Raw genomic sequence first — 16,164 nt, forward strand, 5'->3', positions numbered from 1 at the left:
TTTCAAAGTTGGCACGAATCTGGCTATACCAAAGAACCGGGATATTCCAAAGCAGCAGGTATCCCGACTTCTTCTAGCCCCTCTTGCAGGGGCTCTTTTTTTCACCTTTATTCAATTTTTGCCAAACTCCGGCTTCGGGTATGATGCGACACTCCTTCGAGCTGCGGAAATCCCTATGGCGACCTATGTCATTGGCGACCTTCAGGGTTGCTACTCTGAACTCATCAAGCTGCTGGACCAGGTTGGCTTAAATCAGGAGGATCAGGTCTGGTTTACCGGTGATCTGATCAACCGAGGCCCCGAATCTCTCGAAACACTGCGCTTCGTCCGAGACCTGGGCTCACAGGCCGTTACCGTGCTGGGCAACCACGATCTGCATCTTTTAGCGCTTTCAGTGGGCGTTGACCGCAAGATTCACCCCACACTGGAGCCTATACTGCAGGCAAAAGATTGCGATGAGTTGCTGCATTGGCTCAAACATCAACCCGTTCTGCACGATGACAAGGACAAGGGCTTTGTCATGACCCACGCCGGCATACCGCATATATGGTCATTGAAGCAGGCCCGTACGTTAGCTCAGGAATTGGAGCAGGTATTGCAGGGACAGGAGTGCGAAGCCTTTCTGCATCAGATGTATGGCAACCAGCCGGATCTTTGGCGGGATGACCTGAGGGGCATGGACCGGTTCAGAGCGATCACCAACTACTTTACCCGGATGCGTTTTATCACCGAGGCAGGACAGCTGGAGTTCAAAGGCAATGGACCGCCCGATACAGCACCGGATGGCTTTTCGCCCTGGTTTCGTCAACCACGCCGTACGCCGTTGAAGCGCATTCAACTATTTGGCCACTGGGCCGCTCTCGGTTTTCATCGCGAGCACCAGATTATTGCTCTGGATAGTGGCTGTGTCTGGGGTAATACCCTTACAGCTTATCGGCTTGAAGACGCTTGTGTTTTCACGCAAGCTTGCCTGCATAGCCAGACAGCGGGAGAAACATGATGTCAGAGTATCGCTGCATCAATATTGATCAGGCCTGTGAACTGATCGAACAAGGCGTCCAAATCGTCGATATTCGCGACGAAGGCAGCTACAAGGAACTGCATATCAGCCAGTCCTATAATTTGAACAATCACAATATGCCCGACTACATGGCTCAAGCCGATTTCGACAAGCCACTGATCGTATGCTGCTACCACGGTATCAGCAGTCAGTCGGCGGCGGCCTATCTGGCACATCAGGGATTTGATGAAGTGTACAGCCTGGATGGCGGTTTCGAAGCCTGGCGCGCCCAGTGCCCGGACCGTTGTGAACGCTGATGCAGATCTATCTGGTGGGCGGTGCCGTTCGCGACCGCCTGTTGGGCCTTGAGGTCAAGGACCGTGACTGGGTTGTTGTTGGGGCGACCCCCGAAGAGATGGGTGTTCAAGGCTTTAAAGCCGTCGGCAGCGACTTCCCTGTTTTTCTGCACCCGGAAACCTCGGAAGAGTATGCGCTAGCCCGTACCGAACGTAAAAGCGGCAAGGGTTACACCGGCTTTACTTTCCACACCAGCCCCGATGTTACGCTGGAGCAGGACCTGCTGCGCCGAGACCTGACCATCAACGCCATCGCTGAGGACCTCGACGGCCAACTGCACGACCCCTGTGGCGGCCTGGCCGATCTGGACGCACGTCTGCTGCGTCATGTATCCCCAGCATTCACCGAAGACCCTCTGCGCGTGCTTCGAGTGGCACGTTTCTATGCCCGTTTCGCGCATCTTGGCTTTACCCTGGCGCCCGAAACCGAGCTGTTGCTGAAAGAGATCAGCGCCACTGATGAGCTGGAACACCTGACGCCCGAGCGTGTTTGGCAGGAGTGCGAACGCGCCCTGAGCACCCGATCACCGGCCTGTTTCTTTAACCTGCTGCAAATGGTTGGCGCACTGGAAAAAGTGATGCCCGGCGCAGAGCACTATAATCCAAACCGCTTTCAGCTGCTGACTGAAGCCTCAGTCGATCTCGACAGCGAGCAGTGCTTTGCCCTCTTTGCGGTCAGCCTGACGGAAAACGAACCTTTGGACAGCGCCCAGGAAAGCATTCGCGCGCTTTGCCGCCACTGGCGCATACCCAACCGCTTCAAGGACTTGGCCATGCAGGTACGTGGCAGCCTTGAAGCTTTGGCACACATGAGTCAAATCGACGCCGCAGCGCGTCTGGAAGCTCTGAAAGCCTTTAGCCTGCTGCGCCAGCCGGAACGTTTGATACGCCTGCTGCCACTGATCGCGCGCCTTTACCCCAAATGCAACCTGAAGCAGTTAGAGCAAGGCATTCAAGCGGTTCTCACGCAGATCGCCGCCATCGATAACCGGGCTATTCAGGCAGAGGGTTACACTGGCAAGGCACTGGGAGAAGCCATTCAGCAGCGCCAGCTGGAATGCTGCAACCGGTATCAGGAGCCGGAAGCGTGAGCGATCCCAAACCTCGCGCCCTGATCACCGGCGCAGCACGGCGCATCGGTGCCTGTATAGCACGCCGGCTTCATTGGCAGGGCTATGATCTGATTCTGCATTACCGCGATTCAGCCACTGAGGCAGAGGCCTTATGTCAGGCACTGAATGCACAGCGCACAGACTCTTGCATCTGCCTGCAAGCCGACCTCAACGACATGCAGGCCGTCGAAGCGCTGGCCACTGAAGTGCGCCAACAGGGAAAGCTCGATTTACTGGTCAACAATGCGTCCAGCTTCTTTCCCACCCCTATGGATACAGCAGCCCAGGATGACTGGGATTTGCTGATCAACAGTAATCTGCGCGGCCCCTTCTTCCTGAGCAGTGCTCTGGCGCCGCTATTGAAGGAGAGCCAGGGCTGCATCATCAATCTGGTCGACGTGCATGCCGACCGCGGGCTATCAGGCTACCCGATTTACTCGATTGCCAAAGCCGGTGTCAAAATGATGACCCTGAGCCTGGCGAAGGAGCTTGCCCCAGAGGTGCGGGTCAATGGCGTTTCACCCGGCGCCATCCTCTGGCCGGAGGCAGACGCCGAGCTGGATGAGGATGCCCGCCAAGCCATTTTATTCAAGGTCCCATTGGAGCGAACGGGCCGACCCGAGGATATCGCCGAGGCCGTTTCATTTCTGGCCTCAGCCGGCTATATCACCGGGCAGGTTCTGGCCGTCGATGGCGGTCGCTCAATCTTCAGTTAGTGCCTTTGAAACCTGCTGTCCACGCCAACTGAAGTCGATCGGCCAAAGCTTTTGCGCTCGATCATAGGCCTGCCACAGCTCGGCATAGGTCTGTTTCAATACCGGATGGGACTGATCTGGCGCTATCTCGGCCAACGGCAACAGCACAAAGGCGTTTTCAGTAATCTCATCACGCGGTACCTGAACGCCATCCTGTGGCTGATCCAACTCGCCATAGGTCAGTACATCGATATCCAGCGTACGACCGCTGAAACGCGGACCTGACCGATCACGGCCGTTGTCATCCTCAACCTGCTTCAACCAGGCAGAAAGCTCAGCTAACGGCAGATCACACTCAACTCCCACCACCAGGTTGTAAAAATTGGTGCCGTCAAATCCAACCGCTTCACTTTCATACACCGACGAGATTTCGATGGTGCCAAAGCGGTCTGCCAAGGCGTCCAGCGCAGCCAAAATATGGCGTTCCCTGTCCCTATTGCTGCCAAGGCTCAGGTACACATGGGTCATCAGCTGCGCTCTCCACGCTCGATCACCACACCCACATCCTTGGCACCACGGACTGCACCGGGCTTGCTCAGGCGCAGGCGCAGCCAGGGCACATCAAACTCGTTCATGACAATCTGCGAAATCTCCTCCGCCATGGTCTCGACCAGCAGGAACTCGCTTTCACTGATAAAGCTGATCAAACGCTTGGATACCGACTTGTAGTTGAGTGTCTGCTCGATATCTTCAGTGGACGCTGCCGCCCGAATATCCGTACCCATTTCCAGATCCAGGCTGACGGTCTGACGCACTTCGCGTTCCCAGTCATAGATGCCGATCACGGTCTCAACTTCCAACTCACGTATATAAACGATATCCATCCTGCCTCCGCTGAGGGCCGATTGAGGCCCGCTTCGAGCTTGTATATGCTTGTTTCAAGACTGTTAATTTACCACGCCTGTTATTACCGGCGCACGACTGGACGTCATTTATGCCCGAAGGGTCCGATTGGATACTGCTGCTGATTGCCTATCTTCTGGGGTCTATCCCCAGTGCAATCCTTGTATGCAAGGCCATGGGGCTTGAAGACCCTCGCAAGGCAGGGTCCCATAATCCGGGCACCACCAACGTGATGCGTATAGGTGGTCGCCAGGCTGCCACCCTGACGCTGCTGGGCGATCTCAGCAAAGGCGCTGCCGCCATTTTGCTGGCAATTATGGCTGGAGCTGATGACAGCCTTAAGGGATGGACTCTATTGGCAGCGGTCAGCGGACACCTGTTCCCGATCTTCTCCCGCTTTAAAGGCGGCAAGGGCGTTGCGACCACTCTGGGCTGTACGCTCCTGCTAAGCTGGCCCCTGGCGTTTTGCCTGACACTATTTTGGGGGCTGGTATTTCTGCTGGGGCGAATCGCCTCCTTGGCATCGATTGCCACCGCCACGGTTGCGCCCCTGTTCTGCTACCTGACCGTGCCTTCATTAACGCTGACGTTCAGCCTGATGTCGGTGCTACTGATTTTGACACACAGCGGCAATATTCGCAGGCTGCTGAATGGTCGAGAGCGCCACTTCTAATCAAGGCGCTCTGCTCTCTAAGACTTCGACGAAGGCTTAGATCGAATCCAGCGTATCCATCGGCCAGCGCGGACGCGCCAGAATGGTCAGATCGGCGTGCTGACCGGCCAACAGGCGCTGGCAGCCAGCATAGGCAATCATGGCACCGTTATCGGTGCAGAATTCGGGACGGGCATAGAAAAGGCCTGACTTTTCCTTACGAACCACTTCATCCAGACGTTCACGCAGACGCTTGTTGGCACTGACACCACCGGCAATGATCAACTGTTTCATACCGGTCTGCTGCAAGGCACGGCGACATTTGATCGCCAAAGTTTCCACCACGGCTTCTTCAAACGCGAAGGCGATATCGGCCATGGTCTGCTCGTCGATCTGACCATTCTCGTCACGCTCGGCATTCGCCGTATTCAGAGTGAAGGTTTTCAATCCGGAAAAGCTGAAATCCAGCCCTGGACGATCGGTCATCGGACGCGGGAAACGATAACGTCCCGGTGTACCACGCTCGGCAAGCTTGGCAATCAGGGGGCCACCTGGGTAATCAAGACCCAACATCTTGGCAGCCTTATCGAAGGCTTCACCGGCAGCATCATCCAGCGACTCACCCAATAGTTCATACTGGCCAATGCCTTTAACACTGACCAGCTGGGTGTGACCGCCCGACACCAGCAGCGCCACAAAGGGAAACGAAGGCGGGTTTTCTTCCAGCATGGGCGCCAACAAATGCCCTTCCATATGGTGCACACCAATGGCAGGCACACCCAAGCCCAACGCCAGTGAACGCCCGGTCGATGCACCGACCATCAACGCACCGATCAGTCCCGGCCCTGAGGTGTAAGCCAGAGCATCCAGATCTTTAAGTTCCAGATTGGCTTTAGCCATCACTTCCCGAATCAGAGGCAGCAGCTTGCGCACATGGTCACGCGATGCCAGCTCGGGCACCACACCGCCGTATTCGGCGTGCATTTTCACCTGGCTGTAGAGCGCATCAGACAGGAGTCCGCGCTCGCTGTCATACAGCGCCACACCGGTTTCATCACAGGAAGTTTCAATGCCCAGCACTCGCATAGCGGCCTCATTTTCAAAGCTGATCAATCAGTCATCTATTATCCCTGCTGTGGCCAGCAAAATACAGCCTGTATAGCTTTACATGAACAGGTGGCTTCACTAGAATATGCCGCCTTAATCTCTATCATTACGATAGGTCTATACCCACCCAACCAAAAGGAGCATTCAATGCCTCAGGTTAAAGTTAAAGATAACGAGCCGTTCGACGTAGCTCTGCGTCGTTTCAAGCGTTCTTGCGAAAAAGCTGGCATCCTGGCTGAAGTTCGTCGTCGTGAGCACTACGAAAAGCCGACTTCTATCCGCAAGCGTAAAGCAGCTGCTGCTGTTAAGCGTCACGCTAAGAAAGTATCTCGCGAAAACGCTCGTCGCGTACGCCTGTACTAAGCAATACCTCTGTTAATTTGACCTAACCAGCCAAGGAGCATCCCAATGTCTGATCTGAAAAACACCATTACAGAGCAGATGAAAGATGCCATGCGCGCCAAAGACAAAGAACGTCTGGGCACCATCCGCCTTATGCTGGCCGAGATCAAGCGCATCGAAGTAGACGAACGCATCGAACTCGATGACGCTCGTATCCTGATCGTGCTGGACAAGATGGTCAAACAGAGACGAGACTCCATTACCCAGTACGAGGCGGCTGAGCGACCCGAACTGGCAGCTAAGGAGCAGCAGGAGCTGGAGGTGATTAAAACTTTCCTGCCGCAGCCACTCAGCGATGCTGAGATCACTCAGATTATTGATGACGCCATCGCCACATCCGGCGCTTTGTCCATGCAGGACATGGGTAAAGTGATGGCATTGATCAAACCCCAGGTCCAGGGTCGAGCCGACGTGGGCAAGATTTCCGGACTGGTGAAACAGAAACTCTAAAGGTCCGCTACACGCTGACCTGTCCGCAACGGAGCGAAGATGGCAGGTCGAATACCTCAGCATTTCATTGACGACCTACTGGCACGCATCAACATCGTTGATGTGATAGACGGCCGCGTCAAACTCAAGCGTGCAGGTAAAAACTACTCCGGCCTTTGCCCCTTCCATAAGGAAAAAAGCCCCTCATTTTCCGTAAGCCCCGACAAGCAGTTCTATTACTGTTTCGGCTGTGGTGCTGGCGGCAATGCACTTGGCTTCCTGATGGAATACGACCGCCTCAATTTCCCCGAAGCCGTTGAAGAACTGGCTAAGCTGGCCGGTATTGACGTGCCCCGCGAAGAAGGCCGCAACCAGGATCCTCAGCGCGAACAGCAACTCAAGCGCCAATTTGAAGCACTGGAGCAAGCTAGCAGCTTTTTCCAGCAGCAGTTGCGCCAATCATCCGAACGCGAGCGCGCCGTCAATTACCTCAAACAACGCGGACTCAGCGGCCAGATAGCCGCCGCATTCGAGATCGGTTACGCCCCGCCCGGCTGGGACAACCTGCTCACACATTTTAACGCTGTGGATAACGCCACTGAACTGCTGGAGCAGTCCGGCATGGTGATCCACAACGAAGAAAAAGACAGCCACTACGACCGTTTCCGCGATCGCATCATGTTTCCGATCCGCGATGTACGAGGCCGAGTGCTCGGCTTTGGTGGCCGTGTCCTGGGCGATGAAAAGCCCAAGTATCTGAATTCACCCGAAACACCGACCTTCCACAAAGGACGCGAGCTGTACGGCCTCTACGAAGCACGCAAGCACAGCAACCAGCTGGACCGACTGCTCATTGTTGAAGGCTACATGGACGTGGTCAGCCTGGCACAACACGGCATCCACTGGTCGGTTGCCACCCTGGGCACCGCCACCACCGCCCAACACCTGGAGCGGCTATTCAAGCTCGTCCCCGAGGTCATCTTCTGCTTCGATGGTGACCAGGCCGGTCGAACAGCCGCATTGCGTGCCTTGCATACCACCCTGCCCGTCATCAAGGATGGTCAGGAAGCACGCTTCCTGTTTCTGCCCGATGGCGAAGACCCGGACACCCTGGTACGCAAGGAAGGCGAAACCGCCTTCGGACAGCGCGTCACCCAAGCCCTGCCGCTGAGCGAGTTCTTCTTCAAATCGCTGACCGAAGAAGCCGACTTGAGCAGCATGGATGGCCGTGCCCGCTTCAGCAATACCGCACTGCCCCTGATTCAATCCATGCAGCCGGGCCTGCTTAAGCAAATGATGATGGATCGCATCTGTGAGATAACCGGTCTGTCGCTGGAACAACTCAGCAGTGTTATAGATCTGCACCAGGTAACTCAACCCAACAACCCACCACCGGCCGCAGTAGAGCAGTACACACCAGCACCACCTCGCTATGAAGAACCCAGCGGCCCAGACTCTTACTCCACCGCTGCGCCACGTCGCAAGCAGCAGTCGCGCCATCTGGTCAATCAAGCCATTTCGATACTGCTGCATCAGCCCAATCTGGCGGCACAGGCACCCAAGTCTGCCGAGTTCACCCTGGTGGACGAACCCAATATCAGCGTTCTGATTCACCTGCTGGAGTACTTACAGGACACACCCGGAAGTTCTTTGGGAACCCTGCTGGTAGACTGGCAGGATGACGAGGCACGCAGGGCCGATCTGATGCTATTGAACGAGATTTCTCACCTGGATCCGGTGCTCGGCGACACCAATGCCGCCCACCTTTTACAAGAAACCTTGAACCGCATTCTGGCGCGCCGCCAGGAGGCACTAATGGATCAACTCTTGAAAAAGTCGCGCCAGTCCCCATTAACAGAAGAAGAGAAACAAACACTGCGCCAGCTGGTGCTCAACCAACACAGCTGAGAGTTGCGGCAAATCTTCAGCAAGCACCTGATTTCTGGTCTATTCTCCTATCAATAGACTTTTTACGCAGGTGCGGCACTTATAGTTGTAGCTGCCGACAGCCCTTTTCGGTATAATGTCGCGCTCACTTTTCCGCCACCAGTCACATCAGCTTTCATTCGTTGCAGGGGCTCTATGTCAGATAAATCCCAACAGCAGTCTCGACTTAAGGAACTGATCGCCCGAGGTAAAGAACAGGGCTATCTTACTTACGCCGAGGTTAACGATCATCTTCCGGAAGATATTGCCGATCCAGATCAGGTCGAAGATATCATCCGTATGATCAACGACATGGGCATTCGTGTTGCTGAAGAAGCGCCCGATGCCGAAGACCTGCTGCTGAGCGGCGGCGACTCTGCTGAGGAAGCAGACGATGAGGCCGTAGCGGCACTGGCTGCTGTAGAGTCCGACGCTGGTCGCACCACCGACCCGGTTCGCATGTACATGCGTGAGATGGGTACTGTTGAGCTGCTGACCCGTGAAGGCGAAATCGACATCGCCAAGCGTATCGAAGAAGGCATTCGTGAAGTCATGATGGCCCTGTCCCGCTTCCCGGGCAGCGTGGACCTGATCTTGGATGCCTACAATGGCGTGCTACAGGAAGAAGGCCGCCTGAGCGATATCTTCAGTGGCTACATCGACCCTGATTCTGACGTTCCGGCCGAAGAAAAAGAAGAGATCGACGAAATCGACGATGATGAAGATCAGAATGATGACGACGATGACGATGAAGACGACAAGGACAGCGACGATTCCAGTGACGAAAAAGAGCGCGGCCCGGATCCCGAAGAAGCACGTCAGCGCTTCGGTCTGATTCAAGACGCCCTCGACCAGCTGAAAGCAGTCATCGCCAGCAACAGCTCGCCCGACGAGATCGAGTTTGCGGCCATGTCTCTGGCAAACGCATTCGCACCGATCAAACTGTCCCCGCGCTTCTACGACCTGCTGGTCGAGCGTGTGCGTGACTGCATCGACAGCATCCGTAAGCAGGAGCGCACTATCATGCGCATCTGCACCCAGCGTGCAAAAATGCCGCGCCCGCTGTTCATCAAGTCTTTCCCGGGCAACGAAACCAGCCAGGAATGGCTGGACGAACTGGTAAACTGCGGCAAGCCGTTTGCCGCTCCGATCGCACGCAGCCTGCCTGACCTGCAGCGTGCACAGCGCCGCCTGCGCCAGATCGAAGAAAGTATTGGCATGAGCTTGGCCGAGATCAAGGAAGTAAACCGCGATCTCTCTATTGGTGAAGCCCGTGCCCGTCGCGCCAAGAAGGAAATGGTTGAGGCCAACCTGCGACTGGTAATCTCCATCGCCAAGAAATACACCAACCGTGGCCTGCAGTTCCTGGATCTGATCCAGGAAGGCAACATCGGTCTGATGAAGGCTGTGGACAAGTTCGAATACCGTCGCGGTTACAAGTTCTCAACCTATGCAACCTGGTGGATTCGTCAGGCGATCACCCGTTCCATCGCGGACCAGGCCCGTACCATCCGTATTCCGGTGCACATGATCGAAACGATCAACAAGCTCAACCGTATCTCCCGCCAGATGTTGCAGGAGATGGGCCGTGAAGCAACGCCGGAAGAACTGGCCGAGCGCATGGAAATGCCGGAAGACAAGATCCGTAAGGTCCTGAAGATCGCCAAAGAGCCGATCTCCATGGAAACCCCGATCGGCGATGACGAAGATTCCAGCCTGGGCGATTTCATCGAAGACACCACCCTGTCTTCACCGGTTGAAACAGCCACTGGCGAAGGCCTGCGTGAATCTACACGTGAAATTCTGTCTGGCCTCACCGCACGTGAAGCCAAAGTACTGCGCATGCGTTTCGGTATTGACATGAACACCGACCACACCCTTGAGGAAGTGGGCAAACAGTTCGACGTTACCCGTGAGCGTATCCGTCAGATCGAAGCCAAGGCACTGCGCAAACTGCGTCATCCGAGCCGCTCCGATCACCTGCGTACCTTCATCGACGAATAATCGTTTATTTTCATGATATTGCGCCAATGGTAGGACATGCTATCATTGGCGCTGCTTTTCGGGCCTATAGCTCAGTTGGTTAGAGCAGCGGACTCATAATCCGTTGGTCCCAGGTTCAAGTCCTGGTGGGCCCACCAATCCTTCAGATACTGCAACCCCCTCTCAGAATTACGCTCCAGCACCCAGATCCCGACAATACCCTCAAAAATTAACGGGTATTTTTCTGTATTGCATTCAAACACACGTTACAAACGCATCGTTATGGGCATAGAATGAAAGCAGATACAGTCGTGCAAGCTCATGTCAGCGGCTCCATCAGAAGAGCAGGCGTCAGAGTGGATCAAGGGGAATCCTGTGAAGGTAGGACTGATTCAATCAGCCCTGGAGGCATATCGCGAGAGCCATCCCAAGAAAGGTTTTATGATCTTTCAGGCGCTGCTGGCTGCGTCTCTGATAGCCCCCATGGGAATCTGGAGATTCACAATACAGGAGTACCCACAGGGCGTTTTTGATCTAACCCTGTCGACTCTGTTCGTTGTGATCGCTTACATCGGCAGCAAGGATCAGTATTTTCATCTGGTCTCACGCATATTTGCGATCAGCTACACGCTGGGCGTGCTCATCACTATCCAGTACACCGGTATTATCGGACTCTTCTGGTCCAATGCTGCAACCGTCGCCGTATTCTTCTCGGCGAGGCGCTGGGAAGCGATTCTGGTTGCCATCGTTATTTATCTCACCTGTATCCATGCAGTGTGGAATATCGCCGAACCCCAGCTACTGTTCACCTATTCAGCCTGCTTTCTGCTGATTACGTTTTTCTGTTTCAACTTTTCAACCCGTTTGCTGGCCGACAACTCTCGACTGAGTCAGGAAGCCCTCCAGGATGCGCTCACAGGACTGGGTAACCGACGCTCTCTTGATGACCATATCAACAAGGTTGCCAATAGCGATGACCCACCCTCAACCGCTTACAGTCTGATCATGTTCGACCTGGATCACTTCAAGCAGATCAATGATTCCTACGGCCATACCACAGGGGACTTGGTACTGGCCCGGCTGGCGGACCTGATTAAATCCAAGATGCCTTCGAATGTACGCGTCTACCGTTACGGGGGGGAGGAGTTCTTGATTTTGACCCCTACAGATCTTGATCAAGCCTCACTTTTGGCTGAACGGCTTCGGCAGCAGGTTGAACAGAGCAAGCTGATCCGCGAACTTTCGGCACCGATCACCATTTCACTGGGCGTTGCACAAAAGCAGAAAGGAACCAACTACCGTTCCTGGCTCAAGGCGGCCGATGATGCTCTGTATCGCGCCAAGGCAACTGGCCGCAACAAGGTTTGCACCGCCTTGCCCGACGACCTGGTCCCGCCCTCCTGGCGAGATTAATAGAATCTGAAAGCGCAACTGAAGGCCAACAAAAACACCTATTTGAATCCACAAAACCCGAGTGTCATTTTTTCGCAACACCCAACTAAAAGATCACAGTAATTACCGGGTTTTTGTTGTCATCATCCTGCAAATCTTCTACAAACGTAACGGAACTGCATTGTTTTCGTGGTTGAATACGATGCCATTCTGATAACAGCACGGCCCTCCGGCCGAGCATAGTGCCCGCAGGGAACAGTATGAAGATTGGGATCCTGGCATTCCCGGCCGACCAACACATCAAGCTGCAACGTATTCTTAGTTTATCCAAGACACGCAGCTATGAACTGGTAGAAGCTCCGGAGAGCGGAAAAGTAGACCTTCTGATTGTTTTCGGTGAAGAAAACCTGGGCCAGTCCAACGGCTTTGCTCTTCCCGCCAGTCATGTGATGGTTGCCAGCCGCAACACTCCGCCAAACGGCCACCCACACCTTAAAATACCCTTTATTTCATCCCGTGTGCTGCGCATCATCGACAGCACCGACCCGTTAACCGGTTCCGCAGCCACAGCCAGCGCTCAGCCACCAGAGCCCCAAAGTGCGGCTGCCACACCTGTTCAACCGGCAGCGGAGCCTGTAAAACCCGCGCCGGCCCCGGCCTCAACAGGCCTGTTCAAACGTTTTTTCAAAGATCGCACAGCTGAGGCTAAACCGGCACAGTCCACCCCGGCTGCAGAAAGCACTCCTCCGACGCCAGCCGCGCCGGAAGCTAGCCCTGCACAGCCAGTTGCATCATCTTCTGTAGACAGTACTCAAGCACCAGCGGCTGCAGCGCCCGCGCCAGCTCCTGCACCCGTACAACCGGCTCCGGTCGTACCCCAGCCCCAGCCGGCTGCGGAGAAGCAGGTCAGAGAGCCGCAGGAAGACAAGGACAACCTGTTCAAGAAGTACGACGCACAAGTTGAAGAAGCACAGCGCCAGAAAGCCGAGCAGGATGCCGCCGCATCAGAGATGGAATACTCGGTTCTGGTTGTCGATGACAGCCACCCGATGCAGCAGGTACTGGCTAAAGAGTTGTCTCAGCTGGAACAGAAGATCAATGTGGATTTCGCAGATGATGGTGAAACCGCACTGGAAAAAGTAGCCGCCAAGCATTTTGACTTTATTTTCCTCGACATCATGATGCCGGGGATCGACGGCTTCGAAACCTGCACAAAAATGCGTGCCATGCCTGCGCTGAAAAAGACACCGATCATCATGCTGTCATCTAAAACCTCTCCGCTGGATGAGGTGAAGGGCATCATGGCAGGTTCCTCCACATACCTGACCAAACCCATCGACTCTGAAGAGTTTCGTAAGGTGATCAAACGTGTGTCGCGCTGGGTAAGTGACTTTCAATCCAAACGGGACCAGTGACAGTAAGGACGTAACACCCCATGTCGGTAAAGAAAATTTTGGTTGTTGAAGATGATCCGGTTTACCAACAGCGACTGCGTGACATTCTAAGTCAGACCAGCGCAGAGGTTTTGGTTGCCTCAGACGGCCAGCAAGGCGTAAACATGGCAGAGCAGGAACACCCTGACCTGATATTCATGGACATTGTAATGCCCGGGATTGACGGCTTTTCCGCCTGCCGCCAGATCACGACTGGAGATACCACCAAGCACATTCCGGTCATTATTGTTTCCAGCAAGCACCAGGACGCTGACAAGGTCTGGGCACAGTTACAAGGCGCATCGGCCGTGGTGGCCAAACCCTTCACCGAGCAGGATATTCTGGAGCAGGTAGAAGCATATGGCTGATACCGAGGATATCCTCAATACCCGACCAAGCCCTTTTGCCAACGAAAACGATACTCTGCTGAGTTCACCCGAAGGTATGGGCGAGTATCGTGAGGTACGCCACGGTTTTTTGGTGGCCGAGCAGCCCATGCTGCTGGCTGCCAGCGTGCTTTCGGAGATCGCCTCCGGCGCCAGGATCTGCGCCATTCCAGATACTCCCCCCTGGTTCAGCGGTTTTATTAATAACCGAGGTCATACCGTACCCGTGTATGACCTCCAATACTGGCTAACCGGCACCCCGGTTGATCGTCGCCAGACCGTCTACATCCTTCTGTTCGGAAGTCAGCCCCACACCGCCGGGATTTTGCTGGAGCAGTTCCCCACGGTGCTGACAGACCCTGAACATATGGATCAGACACCGCCTCCCCGTTACCCGGAGCTTGAGGCGTTTGCCCGTACCGGCTATAGCAGCCAGGGACAGTACTGGGTTGAAATCGACCATACTGCGCTACTGAATCATTTAAAAAATAACTTTCATCAGCCTGTGGCGAAAGCCGAAGTGCAAGACAATTCATGAGGGACGCACCATGCCAGTTTTCTGGGAATTACAAAACCTTCGCATGGGGATCAAGTTTGCGGTTGCCGGTGTTCTGCTAGTTATCGGCATCGTCGCAATCGCTGTCGCCTATTACCAAACCATCCTGATCGATGAGCGAGCGCAGGTTGTCAGCCGCGAAACGCGCCAGCTGGCTGAAGATGCCAGCCAGCTTGACCTTTCGCTGGCGGATGCCCAGGTAGCCCTCACCAACGCACGCCTGTCACCCAGCAACAACTCCCTCAAGCAGTTCATTGTCTCCGCAACTCGTCTGAACAATGAACTCACTGCGCTGCTGCCGCACCTGCGTTCCAACGCTGATCGCCAGAATATTCAGCAACGACTGGATCAGCTGCAGTTGAGCGAGAAAATGGCCACCCTGAACCGCGTCAATCTGCGTACCCCTACTCCGGGTAGCGAGATTGCGTCACTGCAGCAAAGCTTCGGCCAGGCACTGGTCGACTTGCGCGAAGTGAACGAGCAGCTTCAGCTGCTGACATCCGTGTACGCCGACGAAGACAGCGAAAAACGTAACGCCGATACGGCGCAGATGATCAAGCTGTTCTTTGCCTCTCTGGTTATTCTGGGTCTGGCCATGGCCGTTGCGCTGGCCATCGTTAAATACGGGGTACTTGACCCTGTGCGCCGTATTCAGAAAACCGTGGATGCTGTACGTGGCGGCGATACCGAAGCCCGTACCCGTCTGGAAAGTGGTGACGAGCTGGGCCAGATGGCTAACGTACTCGACATGCTGCTGGACGAGAAGGAAACTGCGCTGGCCAAACAGGCGGAAGAGAACAAGAAGCTCAACAATTCCATCATTGAGCTGATTCAGAGCGTATTCAAAATCAGTCAGCGTGACCTCACCGTCCGCGTGCCGGTAGCAGAAGACATCACGGGCGCCATCGCCGACTCCATCAACCAGCTGACCCAATCGATCGAGAAGGTACTGCTGGAAGTCAGCCATATCACCAAAGAGGTCAACACCTCCTCCGTACAGGTTAAGAGCCAGTCCGAAGCGGTACTGGAACAGGCCAACAAGGAGCAGGAAGAGATCAACGCCACGCTGGAAGGTCTGGACTCGGCAATTGATGCCATGCAGTTGATCTCCAAACTGGCCAGTGTATCCAACACTGCATCCCAGCAGGCAATCAGCACTTCCGAGACTGCGAAAGAGTCAGTATCGGCAACCATCAACAGTATCAACAAGATGCGCCAGACCATCCACGAGGCGGAAAAGCGTATCAAGCGTCTAGGTGAACGTTCTCAGGAGATCGGCGGTATCATCAACCTGATCAACAACATCTCCGAACGTACCCACATTCTGTCACTGAACGCGAGTATGCACGCTGCCTCTGCCGGTGAAGCCGGTCGTGGTCTGATGGTGGTGGTAGACGAGGTACAACGTCTGGCGGAAAACTCACGTGAAGCAACCGCCGAAATCGAGAACCTGGTTAACAATATCCAGCTGGAAACCGCCGATACCATCCACGTTATCAACACCGCGATCGAGGACGTTGTCACCGGTACTCGCCTGGCCGAAAAAGCCGGTGAGCACATGGAGCAAACCCGTAGCACCACTCAGTCACTGGTAGAGTCGGTAGTCCGTATCGCCCAGAACGCGACCGGTCAGGCCAAGCTGGCCCAGAGCCTGCGCCAGCGTGCCGACAGTATTAACGCCTTCACTCAGGCGACCAACAGCGAGATGGTGCAGCAGAAACAGCTGTCCTCCCGTCTGGTAGGCGCCGCCGACGAACTGCAACGATCAATCAGCGTGTTCAAACTGCAGCACCAGGTAGAAGACTGAGGGACGTCGGCAGATGGAGGAATGC

17 protein-coding genes and 1 tRNA gene are annotated in these 16,164 nt (G+C 55.0%); 15 read left to right on the forward strand and 3 right to left on the reverse strand.

What is annotated here, in order from left to right:
- Positions 1-175 precede the first annotated feature (175 nt).
- Genes ACN0R1_RS10810 through ACN0R1_RS10825 form a run of 4 tightly spaced genes read left to right on the forward strand, consistent with a single transcriptional unit; the run spans position 176 to position 3,184 of the window.
- A complete protein-coding gene (locus tag ACN0R1_RS10810; RefSeq protein WP_417582681.1) occupies positions 176-1,000 on the forward strand; it encodes a symmetrical bis(5'-nucleosyl)-tetraphosphatase in 825 nt (274 codons plus the stop codon).
- Complete coding sequence (glpE, locus tag ACN0R1_RS10815; protein WP_417582683.1) at positions 1,000-1,317, forward strand: thiosulfate sulfurtransferase GlpE; 318 nt, start codon at positions 1,000-1,002, stop codon at positions 1,315-1,317. Before ACN0R1_RS10810 ends, glpE begins: the two co-directional genes overlap by 1 nt.
- Positions 1,317-2,447 (forward strand): hypothetical protein, encoded by a 1,131-nt coding sequence (locus ACN0R1_RS10820; protein WP_417582685.1) that lies wholly within the window; start codon positions 1,317-1,319, stop codon positions 2,445-2,447. The genes glpE and ACN0R1_RS10820 overlap by 1 nt, the downstream gene beginning before the upstream one ends.
- Positions 2,444-3,184, forward strand: coding sequence for a pteridine reductase (locus ACN0R1_RS10825; protein WP_417582687.1), 741 nt, complete (start codon positions 2,444-2,446; stop codon positions 3,182-3,184). The genes ACN0R1_RS10820 and ACN0R1_RS10825 overlap by 4 nt, the downstream gene beginning before the upstream one ends.
- On the opposite strand, the gene folK is transcribed toward ACN0R1_RS10825, so the two are convergent.
- Together folK and folB are read right to left on the reverse strand one after the other, a co-directional pair.
- On the reverse strand, positions 3,170-3,691 hold the full coding sequence (gene folK / locus ACN0R1_RS10830) for a 2-amino-4-hydroxy-6-hydroxymethyldihydropteridine diphosphokinase (protein ID WP_417582689.1): 522 nt from the start codon (positions 3,689-3,691) through the stop codon (positions 3,170-3,172). The two genes, ACN0R1_RS10825 and folK, sit on opposite strands and share 15 nt — an antisense overlap.
- Positions 3,691-4,047: a dihydroneopterin aldolase gene (gene folB, locus ACN0R1_RS10835; protein ID WP_417582691.1), complete on the reverse strand. Its 357-nt coding sequence runs from the start codon at positions 4,045-4,047 to the stop codon at positions 3,691-3,693. Before folB ends, folK begins: the two co-directional genes overlap by 1 nt.
- A 110-nt stretch (positions 4,048-4,157) precedes the next feature.
- On the opposite strand from folB, the gene plsY reads away from it, so the two are divergent.
- On the forward strand, positions 4,158-4,739 hold the full coding sequence (plsY, locus tag ACN0R1_RS10840; RefSeq protein ID WP_417582693.1) for a glycerol-3-phosphate 1-O-acyltransferase PlsY: 582 nt from the start codon (positions 4,158-4,160) through the stop codon (positions 4,737-4,739).
- Positions 4,740-4,775: 36 nt separating this feature from the next.
- Here the strand turns inward: plsY and tsaD are convergent, their stop codons facing one another.
- Positions 4,776-5,804: a tRNA (adenosine(37)-N6)-threonylcarbamoyltransferase complex transferase subunit TsaD gene (tsaD, locus tag ACN0R1_RS10845; protein ID WP_417582767.1), complete on the reverse strand. Its 1,029-nt coding sequence runs from the start codon at positions 5,802-5,804 to the stop codon at positions 4,776-4,778.
- 168 nt (positions 5,805-5,972) lie between these two features.
- Here tsaD and rpsU point away from each other — a divergent pair, with 168 nt between their 5' ends.
- From rpsU to ACN0R1_RS10895, 10 genes are all read left to right on the forward strand, one after another.
- Entirely contained in the window at positions 5,973-6,188 is a 216-nt protein-coding gene (gene rpsU, locus ACN0R1_RS10850) for a 30S ribosomal protein S21 (RefSeq protein ID WP_417582695.1), read from the forward strand.
- A gap of 45 nt (positions 6,189-6,233) precedes the next feature.
- Complete coding sequence (locus ACN0R1_RS10855; RefSeq protein WP_417582697.1) at positions 6,234-6,677, forward strand: GatB/YqeY domain-containing protein; 444 nt, start codon at positions 6,234-6,236, stop codon at positions 6,675-6,677.
- A 39-nt stretch (positions 6,678-6,716) separates the two neighbouring features.
- Positions 6,717-8,564 (forward strand): DNA primase, encoded by a 1,848-nt coding sequence (gene dnaG, locus ACN0R1_RS10860; protein WP_417582699.1) that lies wholly within the window; start codon positions 6,717-6,719, stop codon positions 8,562-8,564.
- Positions 8,565-8,738: 174 nt separating this feature from the next.
- Positions 8,739-10,586, forward strand: coding sequence for an RNA polymerase sigma factor RpoD (rpoD, locus tag ACN0R1_RS10865; RefSeq protein WP_417582701.1), 1,848 nt, complete (start codon positions 8,739-8,741; stop codon positions 10,584-10,586).
- 60 nt (positions 10,587-10,646) lie between these two features.
- Positions 10,647-10,723 (forward strand) — tRNA-Ile (locus tag ACN0R1_RS10870).
- A gap of 217 nt (positions 10,724-10,940) precedes the next feature.
- On the forward strand, positions 10,941-11,978 hold the full coding sequence (locus ACN0R1_RS10875) for a diguanylate cyclase (RefSeq protein ID WP_417582703.1): 1,038 nt from the start codon (positions 10,941-10,943) through the stop codon (positions 11,976-11,978).
- A gap of 239 nt (positions 11,979-12,217) precedes the next feature.
- Positions 12,218-13,372 carry a response regulator gene (locus tag ACN0R1_RS10880; RefSeq protein ID WP_417582705.1) on the forward strand — a complete coding sequence of 385 codons (1,155 nt, stop codon included), beginning with the start codon at positions 12,218-12,220 and terminating at the stop codon, positions 13,370-13,372.
- Between the two features lie 20 nt (positions 13,373-13,392).
- A complete protein-coding gene (locus ACN0R1_RS10885) occupies positions 13,393-13,758 on the forward strand; it encodes a response regulator (RefSeq protein WP_417582707.1) in 366 nt (121 codons plus the stop codon).
- On the forward strand, positions 13,751-14,314 hold the full coding sequence (locus tag ACN0R1_RS10890; RefSeq protein WP_417582709.1) for a chemotaxis protein CheW: 564 nt from the start codon (positions 13,751-13,753) through the stop codon (positions 14,312-14,314). Before ACN0R1_RS10885 ends, ACN0R1_RS10890 begins: the two co-directional genes overlap by 8 nt.
- Positions 14,315-14,324: 10 nt before the next feature.
- Entirely contained in the window at positions 14,325-16,139 is a 1,815-nt protein-coding gene (locus ACN0R1_RS10895; protein WP_417582711.1) for a methyl-accepting chemotaxis protein, read from the forward strand.
- Positions 16,140-16,164 lie beyond the last annotated feature (25 nt).

Source organism: Nitrincola sp. (genome assembly GCF_048264025.1).
Lineage (GTDB): Bacteria > Pseudomonadota > Gammaproteobacteria > Pseudomonadales > Balneatricaceae > Nitrincola.

Excerpts from the sequence above, each read along its gene's own strand:
- ACN0R1_RS10810 (WP_417582681.1), top strand. The coding sequence starts at position 176 with ATGGCGACCTATGTCATTGGCGACCTTCAGGGTTGCTACTCTGAACTC.
- glpE (WP_417582683.1), top strand. The coding sequence starts at position 1,000 with ATGTCAGAGTATCGCTGCATCAATATTGATCAGGCCTGTGAACTGATC.
- ACN0R1_RS10820 (WP_417582685.1), top strand. The coding sequence starts at position 1,317 with ATGCAGATCTATCTGGTGGGCGGTGCCGTTCGCGACCGCCTGTTGGGC.
- folK (WP_417582689.1), bottom strand. The coding sequence starts at position 3,691 with ATGACCCATGTGTACCTGAGCCTTGGCAGCAATAGGGACAGGGAACGC.
- folB (WP_417582691.1), bottom strand. The coding sequence starts at position 4,047 with ATGGATATCGTTTATATACGTGAGTTGGAAGTTGAGACCGTGATCGGC.
- plsY (WP_417582693.1), top strand. The coding sequence starts at position 4,158 with ATGCCCGAAGGGTCCGATTGGATACTGCTGCTGATTGCCTATCTTCTG.
- tsaD (WP_417582767.1), bottom strand. The coding sequence starts at position 5,804 with ATGCGAGTGCTGGGCATTGAAACTTCCTGTGATGAAACCGGTGTGGCG.
- rpsU (WP_417582695.1), top strand. The coding sequence starts at position 5,973 with ATGCCTCAGGTTAAAGTTAAAGATAACGAGCCGTTCGACGTAGCTCTG.
- ACN0R1_RS10855 (WP_417582697.1), top strand. The coding sequence starts at position 6,234 with ATGTCTGATCTGAAAAACACCATTACAGAGCAGATGAAAGATGCCATG.
- dnaG (WP_417582699.1), top strand. The coding sequence starts at position 6,717 with ATGGCAGGTCGAATACCTCAGCATTTCATTGACGACCTACTGGCACGC.
- rpoD (WP_417582701.1), top strand. The coding sequence starts at position 8,739 with ATGTCAGATAAATCCCAACAGCAGTCTCGACTTAAGGAACTGATCGCC.
- ACN0R1_RS10880 (WP_417582705.1), top strand. The coding sequence starts at position 12,218 with ATGAAGATTGGGATCCTGGCATTCCCGGCCGACCAACACATCAAGCTG.
- ACN0R1_RS10885 (WP_417582707.1), top strand. The coding sequence starts at position 13,393 with ATGTCGGTAAAGAAAATTTTGGTTGTTGAAGATGATCCGGTTTACCAA.
- ACN0R1_RS10890 (WP_417582709.1), top strand. The coding sequence starts at position 13,751 with ATGGCTGATACCGAGGATATCCTCAATACCCGACCAAGCCCTTTTGCC.
- ACN0R1_RS10895 (WP_417582711.1), top strand. The coding sequence starts at position 14,325 with ATGCCAGTTTTCTGGGAATTACAAAACCTTCGCATGGGGATCAAGTTT.